The 15,045-nt window shown below is 71.2% G+C and carries 13 protein-coding genes and 2 tRNA genes; 7 read left to right on the forward strand and 8 right to left on the reverse strand.

The features are described from left to right. Positions 1-10 precede the first annotated feature (10 nt). The 4 genes from JXZ78_RS25465 to JXZ78_RS25480 all read left to right on the forward strand — a co-directional run bounded on the left by JXZ78_RS25465 (position 11) and on the right by JXZ78_RS25480 (position 5,388). A complete protein-coding gene (locus tag JXZ78_RS25465) occupies positions 11-2,935 on the forward strand; it encodes a UPF0182 family membrane protein (protein WP_063726132.1) in 2,925 nt (974 codons plus the stop codon). 76 nt (positions 2,936-3,011) lie between these two features. After that, positions 3,012-3,085, forward strand: a tRNA-Met gene (locus JXZ78_RS25470). A 208-nt stretch (positions 3,086-3,293) separates the two neighbouring features. After that, entirely contained in the window at positions 3,294-5,156 is a 1,863-nt protein-coding gene (locus tag JXZ78_RS25475) for a tetratricopeptide repeat protein (protein WP_078624465.1), read from the forward strand. A 158-nt stretch (positions 5,157-5,314) separates the two neighbouring features. Then, positions 5,315-5,388 (forward strand) — tRNA-Met (locus JXZ78_RS25480). Between the two features lie 92 nt (positions 5,389-5,480). Here the strand turns inward: JXZ78_RS25480 and JXZ78_RS25485 are convergent. Next, a complete protein-coding gene (locus JXZ78_RS25485) occupies positions 5,481-5,675 on the reverse strand; it encodes a hypothetical protein (protein ID WP_030022108.1) in 195 nt (64 codons plus the stop codon). A gap of 166 nt (positions 5,676-5,841) precedes the next feature. Next, the gene (locus tag JXZ78_RS25490; RefSeq protein WP_030022109.1) at positions 5,842-6,261 is read right to left on the reverse strand and encodes a Fur family transcriptional regulator; all 420 of its coding nucleotides are present in this window, start codon (positions 6,259-6,261) and stop codon (positions 5,842-5,844) included. 138 nt (positions 6,262-6,399) lie between these two features. Between JXZ78_RS25490 and JXZ78_RS25495 the strand changes: the two genes are divergently transcribed. Continuing rightward, a complete protein-coding gene (locus tag JXZ78_RS25495) occupies positions 6,400-7,881 on the forward strand; it encodes a catalase (protein WP_030022110.1) in 1,482 nt (493 codons plus the stop codon). Positions 7,882-8,118: 237 nt separating this feature from the next. Here JXZ78_RS25495 and JXZ78_RS25500 read toward each other — a convergent pair whose 3' ends face one another. Both JXZ78_RS25500 and hisN read right to left on the reverse strand, forming a co-directional pair. Further along, positions 8,119-8,532 carry a CBS domain-containing protein gene (locus JXZ78_RS25500; RefSeq protein WP_030022111.1) on the reverse strand — a complete coding sequence of 138 codons (414 nt, stop codon included), beginning with the start codon at positions 8,530-8,532 and terminating at the stop codon, positions 8,119-8,121. 190 nt (positions 8,533-8,722) lie between these two features. After that, entirely contained in the window at positions 8,723-9,526 is an 804-nt protein-coding gene (hisN, locus tag JXZ78_RS25505; RefSeq protein ID WP_030022112.1) for a histidinol-phosphatase, read from the reverse strand. A 141-nt stretch (positions 9,527-9,667) separates the two neighbouring features. Between hisN and JXZ78_RS25510 the strand changes: the two genes are divergently transcribed. Then, the gene (locus JXZ78_RS25510; protein WP_030022113.1) at positions 9,668-10,327 is read left to right on the forward strand and encodes a TetR/AcrR family transcriptional regulator; all 660 of its coding nucleotides are present in this window, start codon (positions 9,668-9,670) and stop codon (positions 10,325-10,327) included. Between the two features lie 65 nt (positions 10,328-10,392). On the opposite strand, the gene JXZ78_RS25515 is transcribed toward JXZ78_RS25510, so the two are convergent. The 4 genes from JXZ78_RS25515 to JXZ78_RS25530 form a co-directional block, all read right to left on the reverse strand. After that, positions 10,393-10,716 (reverse strand): DMT family transporter, encoded by a 324-nt coding sequence (locus tag JXZ78_RS25515; protein ID WP_030022114.1) that lies wholly within the window; start codon positions 10,714-10,716, stop codon positions 10,393-10,395. 90 nt (positions 10,717-10,806) lie between these two features. After that, the gene (gene rsgA, locus JXZ78_RS25520) at positions 10,807-11,814 is read right to left on the reverse strand and encodes a ribosome small subunit-dependent GTPase A (RefSeq protein WP_030022115.1); all 1,008 of its coding nucleotides are present in this window, start codon (positions 11,812-11,814) and stop codon (positions 10,807-10,809) included. A gap of 13 nt (positions 11,815-11,827) precedes the next feature. Next, positions 11,828-13,192: a 3-phosphoshikimate 1-carboxyvinyltransferase gene (aroA, locus tag JXZ78_RS25525; RefSeq protein WP_030022116.1), complete on the reverse strand. Its 1,365-nt coding sequence runs from the start codon at positions 13,190-13,192 to the stop codon at positions 11,828-11,830. A gap of 271 nt (positions 13,193-13,463) precedes the next feature. Then, the gene (locus JXZ78_RS25530) at positions 13,464-14,177 is read right to left on the reverse strand and encodes a M50 family metallopeptidase (RefSeq protein ID WP_030022117.1); all 714 of its coding nucleotides are present in this window, start codon (positions 14,175-14,177) and stop codon (positions 13,464-13,466) included. A gap of 35 nt (positions 14,178-14,212) precedes the next feature. Between JXZ78_RS25530 and JXZ78_RS25535 the strand changes: the two genes are divergently transcribed. Further along, positions 14,213-15,031 carry an SOS response-associated peptidase gene (locus tag JXZ78_RS25535; RefSeq protein WP_030022118.1) on the forward strand — a complete coding sequence of 273 codons (819 nt, stop codon included), beginning with the start codon at positions 14,213-14,215 and terminating at the stop codon, positions 15,029-15,031. Positions 15,032-15,045 lie beyond the last annotated feature (14 nt).

The raw sequence follows: 15,045 nt of genomic DNA on the forward strand, positions 1-15,045 counted from the left end.
GGCTTTCCAGATGCCGGACCGCGGCGGAGGCCCGACAGGGCCACGGATCAGAGTCGGCCGACCGTCCCGGCGGATCCGGACCCTGCTCATGACACTGGGCGTGCTGGCCGTGCTGGCCATGCTCTTCGTCATGTTCTCCGGGTTCTGGACCGACTGGCTCTGGTTCCGGTCGGTCCACTACTCCTCGGTCTTCACCACCACTTTGTTGACGAAGATCGGACTTTTTCTCGCCTTCGGCGCCCTGATGGCCGCCGCGGTCGGCATCAACATCTGGCTGGCGCACCGGCTGCGGCCGCCGCTGAGCGCGATGTCCATGGAGCAGCAGAGCCTCGACCGCTACCGGATGGGCCTCGCCCCGTACAAGAAGTGGGCGCTGCTCGCGGTCACCGCGGTGGTGGGTCTGATCGCCGGCGCGTCGGCCTCCGGCCAGTGGCGTACGTGGCTCCAGTGGGTGAACGGCGTGCCGTTCGGCCAGAAGGACCCGCAGTTCGGCAAGGACGTCGCGTTCTACGCCTTCGACCTGCCCTGGTACCGCTTCCTGCTCAGCTTCGGCTTCGCGTGCGCGGTACTGTGCCTGATCGCCGCGGCGCTCACCCACTACCTGTACGGCGGGCTGCGCGTCACGAGCCCCGGCTCGCGCGCGACGGCCGCCGCCACCGGCCACCTCTCCGTGGTGCTGGGCGTCTTCGTGTCGCTCAAGGCCGTCGCGTACTGGCTCGACCGGTACGGCCTGGCGGTGAAGTCCAGCGGGCTGAAGTCCGCCGACGGCTGGACCGGTCTGCGCTATGTGGACGCCAACGCCTACCTGCCCGCCAAGACGATCCTGTTCTTCATCGCGGCGATCTGCGCGGTGCTCTTCTTCGCGACGCTGTGGCGCCGTACCTGGCAGCTGCCGGTCATCGGCTTCGGCCTGATGGTGCTCTCCGCGGTCCTCATCGGCGGCCTGTACCCGGCCATCGTGCAGAAGTTCCAGGTCCAGCCGAACGAGCAGGCCAAGGAAGCGCCGTACATCAAGCAGAACATCGAGGCGACCCGCGACGCGTACGACATCAAGGGTGTCGACGTGCAGGGGTACGACGGCAACTACAAGCCGAAGAACGACACGGAACGGGAGAAGCTGCGCGACGCCGCCGACACCACGGCGAGCGTGCGGCTGCTCGACCCGAACGTGGTCTCCCCGTCCTTCCAGCAGCGCCAGCAGGTCCGCAGCTACTACCAGTTCCCGTCGACGCTCGACGTGGACCGGTACAAGGACAAGGACGGCAAGGACCAGGACACCGTCATCGGTCTGCGTGAGCTGAACCTCAACGGCGTCTCCGAGCGCAACTGGATCAACGACCACTTCAAGTACACCCACGGTTTCGGCGCCGTGGCGGCCAAGGGCACCACGTTCGCCGAGGGCGGCGAGCCGGCCTACACCGAGAGCGAGCTGCCCTCGAAGGGCCAGTTCGGCCCGTACGAGCAGCGGGTGTACTACGGCGAGAAGACCACCCAGTACTCGATCGTGGGCGGGCCGCAGAAGGAGCTGGACTACTCCTCCGACAAGAGCGGCGAGAAGAGTTACAGCTACACCGGCAAGAGCGGGGTCAACCTCGACAACCCGGTCAACCGCGCCGCCTACGCGGTCGCGTTCGGTGAGCCGCAGATCCTCTACTCGGGCGCCATCGGCAAGGGCTCGCGGATTCTGTACAACCGCACGCCCAAGGAGCGCGTGGAGGCGGTCGCCCCCTGGCTGACCATCGACGGCGACGCCTACCCGGCGGTCATCGACGGCCGGATCAAGTGGATCGTCGACGCCTACACGACGAGCAACGGCTATCCGTACGCCTCGCGCACCACGCTCGGTGACACCACCGCCGACTCGCTCACCGACGGTCAGCGGGCGGTCGTCGCCCAGCAGAACCAGGTCAACTACATCCGCAACTCGGTCAAGGCCACGGTCGACGCCTACGACGGTTCGGTCAAGCTCTACGAGTGGGACACCAAGGACCCGGTCCTGAAGACCTGGATGAAGTCGTTCCCCGGGACGGTCGAGAAGAAGAGTTCCATCAGCAAGTCCCTGATGGAGCACATGCGCTACCCGCAGGACCTCTTCAAGGTGCAGCGCCAGCTGCTGACGACATACCACGTCACCGACCCGAACACCTTCTACACGGGCAGCGAGCGCTGGCAGGTCCCGAACGACCCGACGAACAAGTCGGGCAACTCGGTGCCGCCGTACTACCAGAGCCTGAAGATGCCGGACCAGAAGGCCCAGACCTTCGCGCTCACCACGACGTTCACCCCCAACAAGCGGGACAACCTGGGGGCGTTCATGGCGGTCGACGCCAATGCCACCAGTGGTGACTACGGCAAGATCAGAGTGCTGAAACTGCCGTCCCAGACACCGGTGCCGGGACCCCAGCAGGTCCAGTCGAAGTTCAACTCCGATCCGAAGATCGCCAACGAGCTGAACATCCTGAAGAAACTCGGCGACTCCGAGATCGAGTACGGCAACCTGCTGACGGTCCCGATGAACGGCGGCCTGCTGTACGTGGAGCCGGTCTACCTGCGCGGCGCGGGCACCAACTACCCGCTGCTGAAGAAGGTGCTGGTCAGCTACGGCGAGAACGACCCCGTGCTGGGCAACAACCTGGCCGAGGCCCTCGATGTCGTGTTCGGCAAGAAGCCGCCGGGCTCCGGCACGGAGCAGCCGCCGTCCGACGGCGGTGACACGGGCAAGCAGCCGCCCGGCGGCCAGACGTACAAACAGGCTGTCGCCGACGCCGAGAAGGCGCGTGAGGACGGCGAGAAGGCCCTGAAGGAAGGCGACTGGGCCGGTTTCGGCGAGGCGCAGAAGAGGCTGAAGGCGGCCCTGGAGCGGGCCGTCGAGGCGGCGGAGAAGGTCCCGCAGAAGGAGGACGCCGGCAAGAACGGCGGCACCGGCGGTAGCTGACACCGCGGCCCGGCCCCCGGAAGCGACCGGTGGGCCGGGCACCCCTCCGCGCCGTGGTACCTTGGATACACAACGGCGCGGGGTGGAGCAGCTCGGTAGCTCGCTGGGCTCATAACCCAGAGGTCGCAGGTTCAAATCCTGTCCCCGCTACTGAAGAACGAAGGCCCGGATCCTTGGGATCCGGGCCTTCGTCATGTGTGGCGCGACACGCCCGGACGGGCGCGCCTTTCCCAGATGTGAACGACAGTGGAGGAGAACGGAGTTTGGCATGTCTCTGTATCGGGAAGTCGACAAAACGCTGTAGTGACCTCACTGGCTGCGGTATACCAGGTGTACGCGGGTTGCGGGTGGTGCGACGATGGCCCTCATGGGGGACAAGGCAAGGTTGTTGGAGACAGGCCGGTTTGTGCACGCGCCCGACGACGGGCGCGAATCCGGGACACCGGGTGGACGGGACACCGTGCTTCCGGACCAGCGTGATGCCGACATGCCGCTGGACGTGATCGAGGCCGACGCCGCCGCGGAGGCGTCCGAAGCCGTGACCGAAGCCCACCACCGCCGGGCCGCCGAAGCCGGCGACACCGCCGCCATGAGCGTGCTGGGCGCGATGCTGCTGCGCCGCGGCGACCTGGACGGCGCCGAACCGTACCTGCGCTCCGCCACCGCGGCGGGCGACCGCGCGGCCGCCAACAACCTGGGCGTCCTGCTGCACCAGCGCGGGTACGCCGACGAGGCGGCGGGCTGGTGGCGTATCGCCGCCGTCGCCGGATCCGCCGCGGCCGCCCACGCGCTCGGCCGCTTCTACCGGGAGCGCGGCGACGAGCCCGCGGCCGAGTACTGGCTGCGCCAGTCCGCCGAGTCGGGACACTGCCTCGGCGCGTACGCCCTCGCCGACCTCCTGGAGCACCGCGGCGACGTGGGCGCCGAGCGCTGGTTCCGCGCCGCCGCCGAGCGCGGGCACCGCGAAGCCGCGTACCGCCTCGCCCGCCTGCTGGACGACCGCGCCAACGCCCTGGGCGGCGACGGTACCCCGGACGCCGAGGCCGAGCAGTGGTACCGCCAGGCCGCCGCGCGCGGGCACCGTCGCGCCGCACTGCACCTGGGCACGCTCCTGGAGGAGCGCGGGGAAACCCAGGAAGCGGGCCGCTGGTACCTGACCGCGGCCAAGGGCGGTGAGGCGCGGGCCGCCTGCGCCCTCGGCTTCCTGCTGCGCGACGCGGGCGACGAGGAGAGCGCCGCCGAGTGGTGGCGCCGCGCCGCCCAGGACGGCGACGGCAATGCCGCCAACGCGCTGGGCGCGCTGCACGCCGACCGGGGCGAGACGCAGACCGCCGAACGCTGGTACCGCGCCGCATTGGACGCGGGCGATGTGAACGGCGCGTACAACATCGGCCTGCTCTGCGCCGAACAGGGCCGGGAGGGCCGCGGCGAGCAGTGGTACCGCCGCGCCGCCTACGCCGGACACCGCGAGGCCGCCAACGCGCTCGCCATCATGCTGCTCCAGCGCGGCGACTCGGCGGGCGCCGAGCCGTGGTTCTCCAAGGCCGCCGAGGCGGGCAGCGTGGACGCCGCCTTCAACCTCGGCATCCTGTACGCGGAACGCGGCGCGGAGCGGATGGCGCACGAGTGGTACGAGCGCGCCGCGGCGGCCGGGCACACCGAGGCGGCCCTCCAGGTGGCCATCGTCCACCTGCGCGACGGTGACACGGAGGCCGCCGAGCGGCACCTGCGCTGCGCGGCGGACGGCGGCAGCGCCGAGGCGGCGTTCCGCCTCGCCGACCTGCTGGACCGCCGCGACGGTGGCGCGGTCGAGCGACGGCAGGACGCCGAGTGCACCCGGTGGTACGAGCACGCCGCGCGGCAGGGGCACCGGCGCGCCCAGGTCCGGGTTGGCATGTTCGCGGCGGCGCGGGGCGATGTGGTCGAGGCCGCGCGCTGGTACCGCGCCGCGGCCGAGGCGGGCAGCCGCAACGGCGCCTTCAACCTCGGCCTGCTGCTGGCCCGGGAGGGCAGTCTGCCCGAGGCCGCCCTGTGGTGGACCCGCGCCGCCGAGGACGGGCACGGGCGCGCCGCCCTGCGGCTGGCCCTGCTCGCCGCCCGGCGCGGCGCCCTCGCCGAGGGGCACCAGTGGTGCCGGCGGGCCGTGGAACTGGGGCCGCCGGAGGTCGCGGAGCGCGCGGCGCGGCTGCGCGAGGCGCTCCAGGAGGAGCTGAGCGCGTAGGACGACGCGTGCGGGAGGCGGGCGCGTCGTACGGGGCCGGGCTGCTCCGTACGACGCTGTCCACCCGCGACCCGGTGCCCCGGATGCCGCTGGCCCCAGCCCGACGGAACGTGATTTGCGCTGGTCGTCGCGGTGCGGTTACAGTAGACACACAACGGCGCGGGGTGGAGCAGCTCGGTAGCTCGCTGGGCTCATAACCCAGAGGTCGCAGGTTCAAATCCTGTCCCCGCTACTGAAGACGAAGGCCCGGATTCTCAGGAATCCGGGCCTTCGTCGTATGGGCGCTCGGAGCTTCGCCGTACGGGCGCGCGGGGTGCCGGCGCGTCATCCGGCGCCGCGTTCGCCCTTCGGGCCCCGGCCGCGCTCGGTGCGCGGGCCCCGGCTGCGCCGGCCCTCCTCGTTCTGGAGGATCTCGTTGGCCTCCTCGTTGGCCTGCTGATCGTTGATACCGCTGTTCTCGGCGTCCTTGCGGAGCCGGGCGCGGCGCTTGTCGTAGTCCTTGCTGCCGGGCTCGGGCACGGTGACCACCTCCTGGGCCCTGGGTGCCCCGGCGGATCGGTCGAAAACGCCTTAACCGGGACGATTCAGGGGTGTGGGGGAGGCGCATACGCCGAAGAGCCCGCACCGGACGGCGCGGGCTCTCTCCGTGGGCGGGCCGGCGCCGGTGGCGCGGCCGTCGCCCGGGTCAGCTGTGGGAGTGGCAGTTCGGGCAGATGCCCCGGTACGTCACCGACACCTCGGAGACCTGGAAGCCGAACCGTTCCGGCACCGGCAGGGCGGCGAGCGGGTCGCTGTCCAGGTGGACGTCCCTTATCGTCCCGCACCGCGAGCACACCAGGTGCTGGTGGTCGTGGTGGGCGTTGGGGTCGTACCGCTTGGCGCGGCCGTCCGTGCTGACCTCCAGCACCTCGCCGAGCGAGACCAGCTCGCCGAGCGTGTTGTACACGGTCGCGCGCGAGATCTCCGGCAGGCGCTCGGTCGCCCGGGCGTGCACTTCGTCAGCGGTGTAGTGGACGTGGTCCCCGTCGAGGACCTCGGCGACGACGCGTCGCTGCGCGGTCAGCCGCCAGCCGCGTCCCCGGAGTCGTTCCAGCAGGTCACTCATGCCAATCACCTATCAGTCAGATAAGGCCAGGGTAGCAGTGGCTCGTCCATCACCGGATCCGGTACGAGTTTCGGGTTCTTCTTGACTTAGACAATGTCCAATGTAGGATCGGTTTCGGCGCAAGCCAAGGGCAGGTTCATGACTCAGGAGGCGCACGTGTCGGTACAGAGCAGCACCGGACCGCTGACCACGGAGGCCGGGGCTCCGGTCGCGGACAATCAGAACAGCGAGACGGCTGGCATCGGCGGTCCCGGACTCATCCAGGACCAGCTCCTGATGGAGAAGCTCGCGCACTTCAACCGCGAGCGCATCCCGGAGCGTGTGGTGCACGCCCGCGGCGCCGGCGCCTACGGCACGTTCACCCTGACCGCGGACGTCTCGCGGTACACCCGCGCCAAGTTCCTCTCCGAGGTCGGCAAGCAGACCGAGACGTTCCTGCGGTTCTCCACGGTCGCCGGCAACCTCGGCTCCGCCGACGCGGTGCGCGACCCGCGCGGCTTCGCGCTGAAGTTCTACACCGAAGAGGGCAACTACGACCTCGTCGGCAACAACACCCCGGTGTTCTTCATCAAGGACGCCATCAAGTTCCCCGACTTCATCCACACCCAGAAGCGCGACCCGTACACCGGCTCGCAGGAGGCGGACAACGTCTGGGACTTCTGGGGTCTGTCGCCCGAGTCCACCCACCAGGTGACCTGGCTCTTCGGTGACCGCGGCATCCCGGCGTCCTACCGCCACATGGACGGCTTCGGCTCGCACACCTACCAGTGGAACAACGAGGCCGGCGAGGTCTTCTGGGTCAAGTACCACTTCAAGACCGACCAGGGCATCAAGTGCCTCACCCAGCCGGAGGCCGACAAGCTCGCCGGTGAGGACCCGGACAGCCACCAGCGCGACCTGCGCGAGTCCATCGAGCGCGGCGAGTTCCCGAGCTGGACCGTCCAGGTGCAGATCATGCCGGCCGCCGACGCCGCGACGTACCGCTTCAACCCGTTCGACCTGACCAAGGTCTGGCCGCACGCGGACTACCCGCCGATCGAGATCGGCAAGCTGGAGCTCAACCGCAACCCGGAGAACGTCTTCGCCGAGGTCGAGCAGTCGATCTTCTCCCCGCACCACTTCGTGCCGGGCATCGGCCCGTCCCCCGACAAGATGCTCCAGGGCCGGCTGTTCGCGTACGGCGACGCCCACCGCTACCGCGTCGGGATCAACGCCGACCACCTGCCGGTCAACCGCCCGCACGCCACCGAGGCCCGCTCGCACGGCCGCGACGGCGCGCTCTACGACGGCCGGCACGGCGGCGCGAAGAACTACGAGCCGAACAGCTTCGGCGGCCCGGTGGAGACCGGCCGGGCGATGTGGCAGCCGATCGCGGTGAGCGGCACGACCGGTGAGTCTCAGGCTCCTTCGCACGCCGAGGACAACGACTACGTGCAGGCCGGCAACCTGTACCGCCTGATGACGGAAGAGGAGAAGGAGCGCCTGGTCGGCAACCTGGCCGGCTTCATCTCCAAGGTCTCGCGCGACGACATAGCCCAGCGCGCGATCGAGAACTTCCGCAAGGCGGACCCCGACTACGGCAAGCGGCTGGAGGCCGCGGTCCAGGCCCTGCGCGGCTGACCCTTCCCTTGCCGTAACACCGAAGAGGCCGGACGCCAATGGGCTCCGGCCTCTTCGCGTGCGCGCGGGCGGTCACGCAGCCGCGCGCACCGTACGCCGTACGCCCGCCCGCCGTCACCGCGCCGCGAGGGCCGTCACCGCATCGCGGGGGCCGGCACTCTCGCGGCAACGGCCGTCGCCGCGCGCCGTGAGAGCCACCACCCCACGGCGCCGGCCGTCATGTCGGCGTGAGGCCTCTCACGCCGGTACGGGGGTGACCCGCTCCTCGCGCTGTTCCGGTACCGACGCCCGGCACCGGATGATGTCGCGGACCGACACGATCCCCACCGGCTCCAGGTCGTCGAGGACGATGAGATGCCGGAAGCCGCCGTGCACCATGGCGGTGGCGGCCTCGTCGAGCGTCCACTCCGGAGCGGCGAAGACCACGTCCGAGGTCGTGTGGGCCTGCGCGGTCTCCCGGTCCGGGTCCTCTCCCGCGCCCAGCGAGTTGAGGATGTCGCGCTCGGTGAGGATGCCGAGGCCGCTGGTGTCCGTGTCCAGGACGACGGCCGCGCCGACGCGCCGCGCGGCCATCAGACGGGCTGCCTGGCGCAGGGTGTGGGCGGGCCCGATGGTGAGGACCACCGTGCTCATGGCGTTGCGCACGTACATGGGCATGGAATGGAGCCACCTCCTTGTCGCTTGCGGAGAGCACCTTGCGAATCGATTCACAAGTTCACAAGCTCCGGTGTTCTCATGTTCACATGCGTCCGGGGGTGCAACAAGGGGCGCGGAACGGACGGTTTCCGTTCGCACGCCCCCGGGTGCCGGTCCGTCTGCCAGTACGGGCCGGGCCGCGCCTTCAGCGGCGCTCGTCGCCGACGTAACTGAGCAGTTCCTCGTGCAGCAGGCCGTTGGAGGCCGCGGCGTTCCCGCTGTGCGGCCCCGGCGCGCCGTCCAGGCCGGTGAACCGGCCGCCCGCCTCCTGCACGACGACGGCACAGGCCGCCATGTCCCACAGCGACAGCTCCGGCTCGGCGCAGATGTCCACCGAGCCCTCGGCGACCATCATGTACGGCCAGAAGTCGCCGTAGCCACGGGTGCGCCAGCAGTCCCGGGACAGTTCGAGGAAGCCGGGCAGCCGGCCCTGCTCCTCCCAGCCGGTGAGCGAGGAGTACGCGAACGACGCGTCCTGGATGCGGCCCACCTGCGAGGCCTGGAGCCGGCTCGCGGAGGTCAGACTGCGGCCCGTGTACGCGCCGAGGCCCTCCGCCGCCCACCAGCGGCGGTTCAGCGCGGGCGCGGAGACGACGCCGACCACCGGGCGGTCGCCGCCCTCGCCGCGCTCCATCAGGGCGATGAGCGTGGCCCAGACCGGTACCCCGCGCACGTAGTTCTTCGTGCCGTCGATGGGGTCGATGATCCAGCGGCGCGGCCCCGAGCCCTCGCTGCCGAACTCTTCGCCCAGGACGGCGTCGCGCGGACGGGCGCGCTGCAGATGACCACGGATCAGTTCCTCGGCCGCCTTGTCGGCCTCGCTCACCGGAGTCATGTCCGGTTTGGTCTCGACCTTGAGGTCGAGTGCCTTGAACCGCTCCATGGTCGCGGCGTCGGCGGCGTCCGCCAGGACGTGGCCGAGGCGAAGGTCATCGTGATAGTCGGGCATGTGCGAACAGTATCGACTGGTCTCGGGCACGAGCCACATGACGCCGGTTGCCCGGCGCGTACGGACCCTTGACAGCCCCTGGCGGCGAGTCAATTCTGTGCGGCACACCGGCCATCTGGGCCGGCGGCCTGGGAGGCGACGATGCCTACAGCGCGTGAATCCCTGCTGGACGCCGCCTACGCGGCGCTCGCGGCCAGGCCGTGGGCAGGCGTCCGGATGGTCGATGTCGCGGCCGAGGCCGGGGTGTCCCGGCAGACCCTCTACAACGAGTTCGGCAGCAAGGAAGGCCTGGCCAGGGCCCTGGTACGGCGAGAGACCGAAGGGTATATCGCCGGCGTCACCCGGGCCCTGGCGGCCCCGGGCGCCGGGCCGGGCGGGTCGGGAGGGACGGGTGGTGACGTGGAGGCCCGGGTGGTGGCCGCGGCCGCGTGGACCGTACGGGCCGCACGGACCAATCCGCTCGTACGGGCGGCGCTGACGGGATGCTGGAGCGAGCGCCTGCCGACCCCGGCGGGCGGGATACCGGGACGGCGCGGACCGTACCCCGGCGGCGCGAGCAGCCAGCCGGGGGCGCGCGCGGACGGGCTCCCGCCGGGACCGACCGACCTGGTGAGCAGGTTCAGCGACTGCGCGATGGCGGCGCTGGAGGCCGACTGGCCCAAGGAGGACCTCCCCGAACTGGGCACCGCCTGTGCCACCGCAGCCCGCCTCACCCTGTCGTACGTCGTCGCCCCCGCCGAACCGGAAGACCTCACCCGCCAGCTCCACAGGGCCTTCGCCCACGCCAACCACCGCCCCTGACCACCGTCCGCGGCAACCGGAAGCCGGACGGCAATACAGCGCCTGACGACAGAACAGCGCTGGCCCTAGTGCGCCGACCCCGAAAGCTGAAGCCCGATCACGCCGACGATGACGAAGGCGATGGAGACGAGCTTGAGGGTGGAGACCAGGTCGCCGAGGAAGACCATGCCGTAGATCGCGGTGCCGGCGGCGCCGATGCCGGTCCACACCGCGTAGGCCGGGCCCACGTCCAGCTTCTTGAGCGAGAGGGTGAGCAGGCCGAAGCTGCCGAGGGCGAAACAGGCGAAGGCGATCGTGGGCCAGAGCCGGGTGAAGCCGTGGGAGAGCTTGAGACAGACCGCGAACCCGGTCTCCAGGAGCCCCGCCACCACGACGAGCAGCCACGCCATGTCCATTGCCTCCGTACGGTCCGTGACCGCTTCGCCAGCCTTGGTGTGATTATGCATTCACCGCGGCGGCAGGGCAGCAAACTTGCGCGATCAGTCCCCTTCGCGTCGCTCCCTGGTAGCCAGCAGGCGACGTAGCGAGTACAGCCGCGCCGGGTCCGCGTGGCCGTCGGCCACCCACTGGTCCAGGGCGCAGTCCGGCTCGTCGTGGCTGCACGCGCGCGGGCAGTCGGCGGTGCCGGGGACCAGGTCGGGGAAGGCGAGAATGACCCGGGCCGGATCCACGTGGTGCAGCCCGAAGGAGCGGACGCCCGGGGTGTCGATGACCCAGCCCGAGTCGTCGGGCAGCGGCAGCGCGAGCGCGGAGGTGGTGGTGTGCCGGCCGCGGCCGGTGACCGCGTTGACGTGGCCGGTGGCCCGTGCGCGGTCCGGCACCAGCGCGTTGACGAGGGTGGTCTTGCCGACGCCGGAGTGCCCGACGAAGGCGGTCATGTGGCCGCGCAGCCGCTCGCGGACCCGCTCCGCGGCGGTGCCGTCGGTCAGTTCGTCGCGGTTGGTGACGATGTACGGGACGCCGATCGTGCCGTAGGACTCCAGGAGGGCGTCGGCGGAGGCCAGGTCGGACTTGGTCAGGACCAGCAGCGGGTCCAGGCCCGCGTCGTACGCGGCGACCAGGCAGCGGTCGATCAGCCGCGGCCGCGGCTCCGGGTCGGCGAGCGCGGTGACGATCGCGAGCTGGTCGGCGTTGGCGACGACCACCCGCTCGAACGGGTCGTCGTCGTCCGCCGTCCGCCGCAGGGTGGAGCTGCGCGGCTCGACCCGGACGATCCGCGCCAGGGTGTCCTTCGCGCCGGACAGGTCGCCGACGACCGCGACCCGGTCGCCGACGACGGCGGACTTGCGGCCCAGCTCGCGGGCCTTCATCGCGATGACCGTGCGGTCCTCGATGAGGCAGGTGAGCCGGCCCCGGTCGACGGTCAGGACCAGGCCCTCGCTGGCGTCCTCGTGCTTGGGCCGGATGTTCGTCCGCGGGCGGTTGCCCTTGCGGTTGGGGCGGACGCGGATGTCGTCCTCGTCGGGGTTCTTGCCGTAGCGCCGCATGGTCGAAAGAGCCTCAGCCTCGCCGTGCGGGGGCCGTGGCCTCGCCGAGCATGCCGGTCCACAGGGCGGGGAAGTCGGGGAGCGTCTTGGCGGTCGTCGCCACGTTCTCGACCTGTACGCCCGGTACGGCCAGTCCGATGATCGCGGCGGCGGTGGCCAGCCGGTGGTCCTCGTACGTGTGGAAGATGCCGCCGTGCAGCGGGCGCGGCCGGATGTGCAGGCCGTCCTCGGTCTCCGTGACGTCGCCGCCCAGCTCGTTGATCTCCTTGGTGAGCGCCGCCAGCCGGTCGGTCTCGTGCAGGCGCAGATGGGCGACGCCGCGCAGGGTGGAGGGGGAGTCGGCGAGGGCGGCCACCGCGGCGATGCCGGGGGTCAGCTCGCCGACCTCGCTCAGGTCCACGTCGATGCCCTGGACACGGCCGGTGCCGGTGAAGGTCAGGCCGCGCTCGGTCAGCTCGCAGGAACCGCCCATGGCGGTGAAGATCTCGCGCAGCGCGTCACCGGGCTGGGTGGTGCGCTCGGGCCAGTCGGGAATGGTGACCCGGCCGCCGGTGACCAGCGCCGCCGCCAGGAACGGCTGGGCGTTGGACAGGTCCGGCTCGACGATCAGGTCACGGCCCAGCAGGGCGCCCGGGGAGACCCGCCAGACGTTCGGCTCGCCGCCGGACTCGGGGGTGTCCACCTGGGCGCCGACGCTGCGCAGCATGTCGACGGTCATCCGGATGTGCGGCATCGAAGGCAGCGCCGAGCCGACGTGCCGTACCTCGACGCCCTGGTTGAAGCGGGGCGCGGACAGCAGCAGCGCGCTGACGAACTGGGACGAGGAGGAGGCGTCGATCTCGACCGCGCCGCCCTCCAGGGCGCCGCCGCCGAACACCGTCATGGGCAGCGCGCCGCGGCCGTCGTCGTCGATCCGGGCACCGAGCGAGCGCAGCGCGTTGATCACGCCGTCGAGCGGGCGCTCGTAGGAGCGCGGGTCGCCGTCGAAGCGGATGGCGCCGTCGGCGAGGGCCGCGACCGGGGGCAGGAAGCGCATGACCGTACCGGCGTTGCCGACGTCGACGGTGGCCGGGCCGTGCAGGCCGGCCGGGATCACCCGCCACGCCTCGCCGCCGCCGTCCGCGCCGGCCGTCGCGGCGGCGCTGGAGGGGGCGGTCTCCTCGATGCCGACGCCCATCGTGCGCAGTGCCTCGGCCATCAGCAGGGTGTCCCGGGAGCGCAGTGGCCGGCGCAGCCAGCCGGGCTCGGAGGACAGGGCGGCAAGGACGAGGCCACGGTTGGTGACCGATTTGGAGCCGGGCACGGTGACGGTGGCGTCGACCGCCCCGGCAGCTACGGGGGCGGGCCAGAGGGCGGGATGCACGGGGCTCTCGGTCATGTCCCTCACTTTAATGGCTGGGCCGGGGTGCATATCTTGATCAAAAGTGGCGCAACCTGTAGGAAACACAGCACTGATAGTGCAGGCCGGGTCACCGTCCGGCGCCGCGCTCCCGGGGAGGCGCTCCGGGGCGCACCCCGAGGGAACCGGCGTCCCGTCCGTACCGTACGGGCGCGGGGCACGGCTCGCGCCCGGAAGGCGGGCACCGGCGCACGACTCCGGCGCACGGCTCGCGCCCGAGGCCGGGCGACGGCGCACCGCTCGTACCGCCTCAGATGTCCAGCAGCCACCGGCCGCCGCCGGCCAGTGAGCACAGCGTCACCAGGTGGAAGAGCCCCAGCCAGACGGCTGCCGGTACGCGGGTGAGCCGGGCCAGCTGGTCGGGGTCGGAGTCCCCGGCCCGGCCGCGGCGCCGCTTGCCCTGGAGCTCGAAGGGCGGCCGTACGCCGCCCAGCAGCAGGAACCACACCACCGCGTACGCGAACGCCGCCTGCACGTCCGGGGTGGTCAGCCAGGAGACGAGGAAGAAGGCGGCCCCGGAGACCACGACGGTCAGCACGCCGTACGCGTTACGGATCATCAGCAGCATCGCGACGAGCAGCGCCACGGCGCCCCACAGCAGCGCCGTGATGTGCCCGGAGGCCAGCAGCCAGGCGCCGAGCAGCCCCAGCAGGGACGGGGTGACGTACCCGGCGGCCGCGGTGAGGATCATGCCGAGGCCGTGCGGCTTGCCGCGCGAGACCGTCAGCCCCGAGGTGTCCGAGTGCAGCCGGATACCGGACAGCCGGCGGCCGCTGAGCAGGGCGACGAGCCCGTGGCCGCCCTCGTGGGCGATGGTGACGGCGTTACGGGACAGCCGCCAGGCGCGGTACGGGACGATGGCGCCGAGGGCGAGCACCGCGGTGACCAGGACGAGCCAGGGCGGCGGGTCGGGCTGGATGCCGAAAACCCTGTCCCATACGTCGGTGATATGACCGGTGTCCATCTCTCCCCTTGATGTGGCGTGGCACTGTGGCATACATGTGCGGACGGTATGCAGCGAGTCGCGGCCCCGAGGATCTGGCGGGGCTCTTCGAGGTCGAGAAGTGGGAGCCGGAGGAGACCCTGGCGCCCGACTGGAACATCGCCCCGACGAAGAACGTCCACGCGGTGCTCGAACGTCCCCTTAAAGACGCGGAAGACCGTCGTCCGGTTCGCCAGTTGCGCAGACTGACCTGGGGGCTGGTCCCGTCCTGGGCGAAATCGCCCGATGTCGGGGTCAAGATGATCAACGCGCGGGCGGAGACGGTGCACGAGAAGCCCTCGTTCCGGCGGCCGTTCGCCGCCCGCCGCTGCCTGCTGCCCGGCGACGGCTACTACGAGTGGGTCACGGCCGCGGCCGAACGGCAGCTGGAGGAGCAGGGCAGGAAGAAGCGCCCGCGCAAACAGCCGTACTTCGTCACACCGGCGGACGGCCAGGTGATGGCGCTGGCCGGGCTCTACGAGTTCTGGCGCGACCGCACGCTGCCCGACGACCACCCGCAGGCCTGGTGGGTGACCTGCACGGTCGTCACCACCGAGGCCGAGACCACCCCGCTGGCGAACGCGGACGGCGGCGAGGGCCCGCAGACGCTCGCCGACATCCACCCCCGGATGCCGCTGGTCATGACGCCCGACAAGTGGGACGCCTGGCTCGACCCGGCCCGTACGGACGTGGCCGACCTGCTGCCGCTGCTTGCGCCGCCGCCCGCCGGGCTGATGCGCGCGTACCCGGTGCCGACCGAGGTGAGCAACGTCCGCAACAACGGGCCCGAGCTGGTCAAGGAGCTGCCGGCACCGGAGGAGGAGACGCTCTTCTGACGCGCGCCCCGGGG

It is taken from the genome of Streptomyces monomycini, from assembly GCF_022271435.1.
GTDB classification, from domain to species: domain Bacteria; phylum Actinomycetota; class Actinomycetes; order Streptomycetales; family Streptomycetaceae; genus Streptomyces; species Streptomyces monomycini.

Coding starts and splice junctions, on each gene's coding strand:
- JXZ78_RS25535 (WP_030022118.1), top strand. CDS start 14,213: ATGTGCGGACGGTATGCAGCGAGTCGCGGCCCCGAGGATCTGGCGGGG.
- aroA (WP_030022116.1), bottom strand. CDS start 13,192: ATGACCGAGAGCCCCGTGCATCCCGCCCTCTGGCCCGCCCCCGTAGCT.
- JXZ78_RS25500 (WP_030022111.1), bottom strand. CDS start 8,532: ATGTACGTGCGCAACGCCATGAGCACGGTGGTCCTCACCATCGGGCCC.
- JXZ78_RS25495 (WP_030022110.1), top strand. CDS start 6,400: ATGACTCAGGAGGCGCACGTGTCGGTACAGAGCAGCACCGGACCGCTG.
- hisN (WP_030022112.1), bottom strand. CDS start 9,526: ATGCCCGACTATCACGATGACCTTCGCCTCGGCCACGTCCTGGCGGAC.
- JXZ78_RS25490 (WP_030022109.1), bottom strand. CDS start 6,261: ATGAGTGACCTGCTGGAACGACTCCGGGGACGCGGCTGGCGGCTGACC.
- JXZ78_RS25465 (WP_063726132.1), top strand. CDS start 11: ATGCCGGACCGCGGCGGAGGCCCGACAGGGCCACGGATCAGAGTCGGC.
- JXZ78_RS25530 (WP_030022117.1), bottom strand. CDS start 14,177: ATGGACACCGGTCATATCACCGACGTATGGGACAGGGTTTTCGGCATC.
- JXZ78_RS25510 (WP_030022113.1), top strand. CDS start 9,668: ATGCCTACAGCGCGTGAATCCCTGCTGGACGCCGCCTACGCGGCGCTC.
- rsgA (WP_030022115.1), bottom strand. CDS start 11,814: ATGCGGCGCTACGGCAAGAACCCCGACGAGGACGACATCCGCGTCCGC.
- JXZ78_RS25515 (WP_030022114.1), bottom strand. CDS start 10,716: ATGGCGTGGCTGCTCGTCGTGGTGGCGGGGCTCCTGGAGACCGGGTTC.
- JXZ78_RS25475 (WP_078624465.1), top strand. CDS start 3,294: ATGGCCCTCATGGGGGACAAGGCAAGGTTGTTGGAGACAGGCCGGTTT.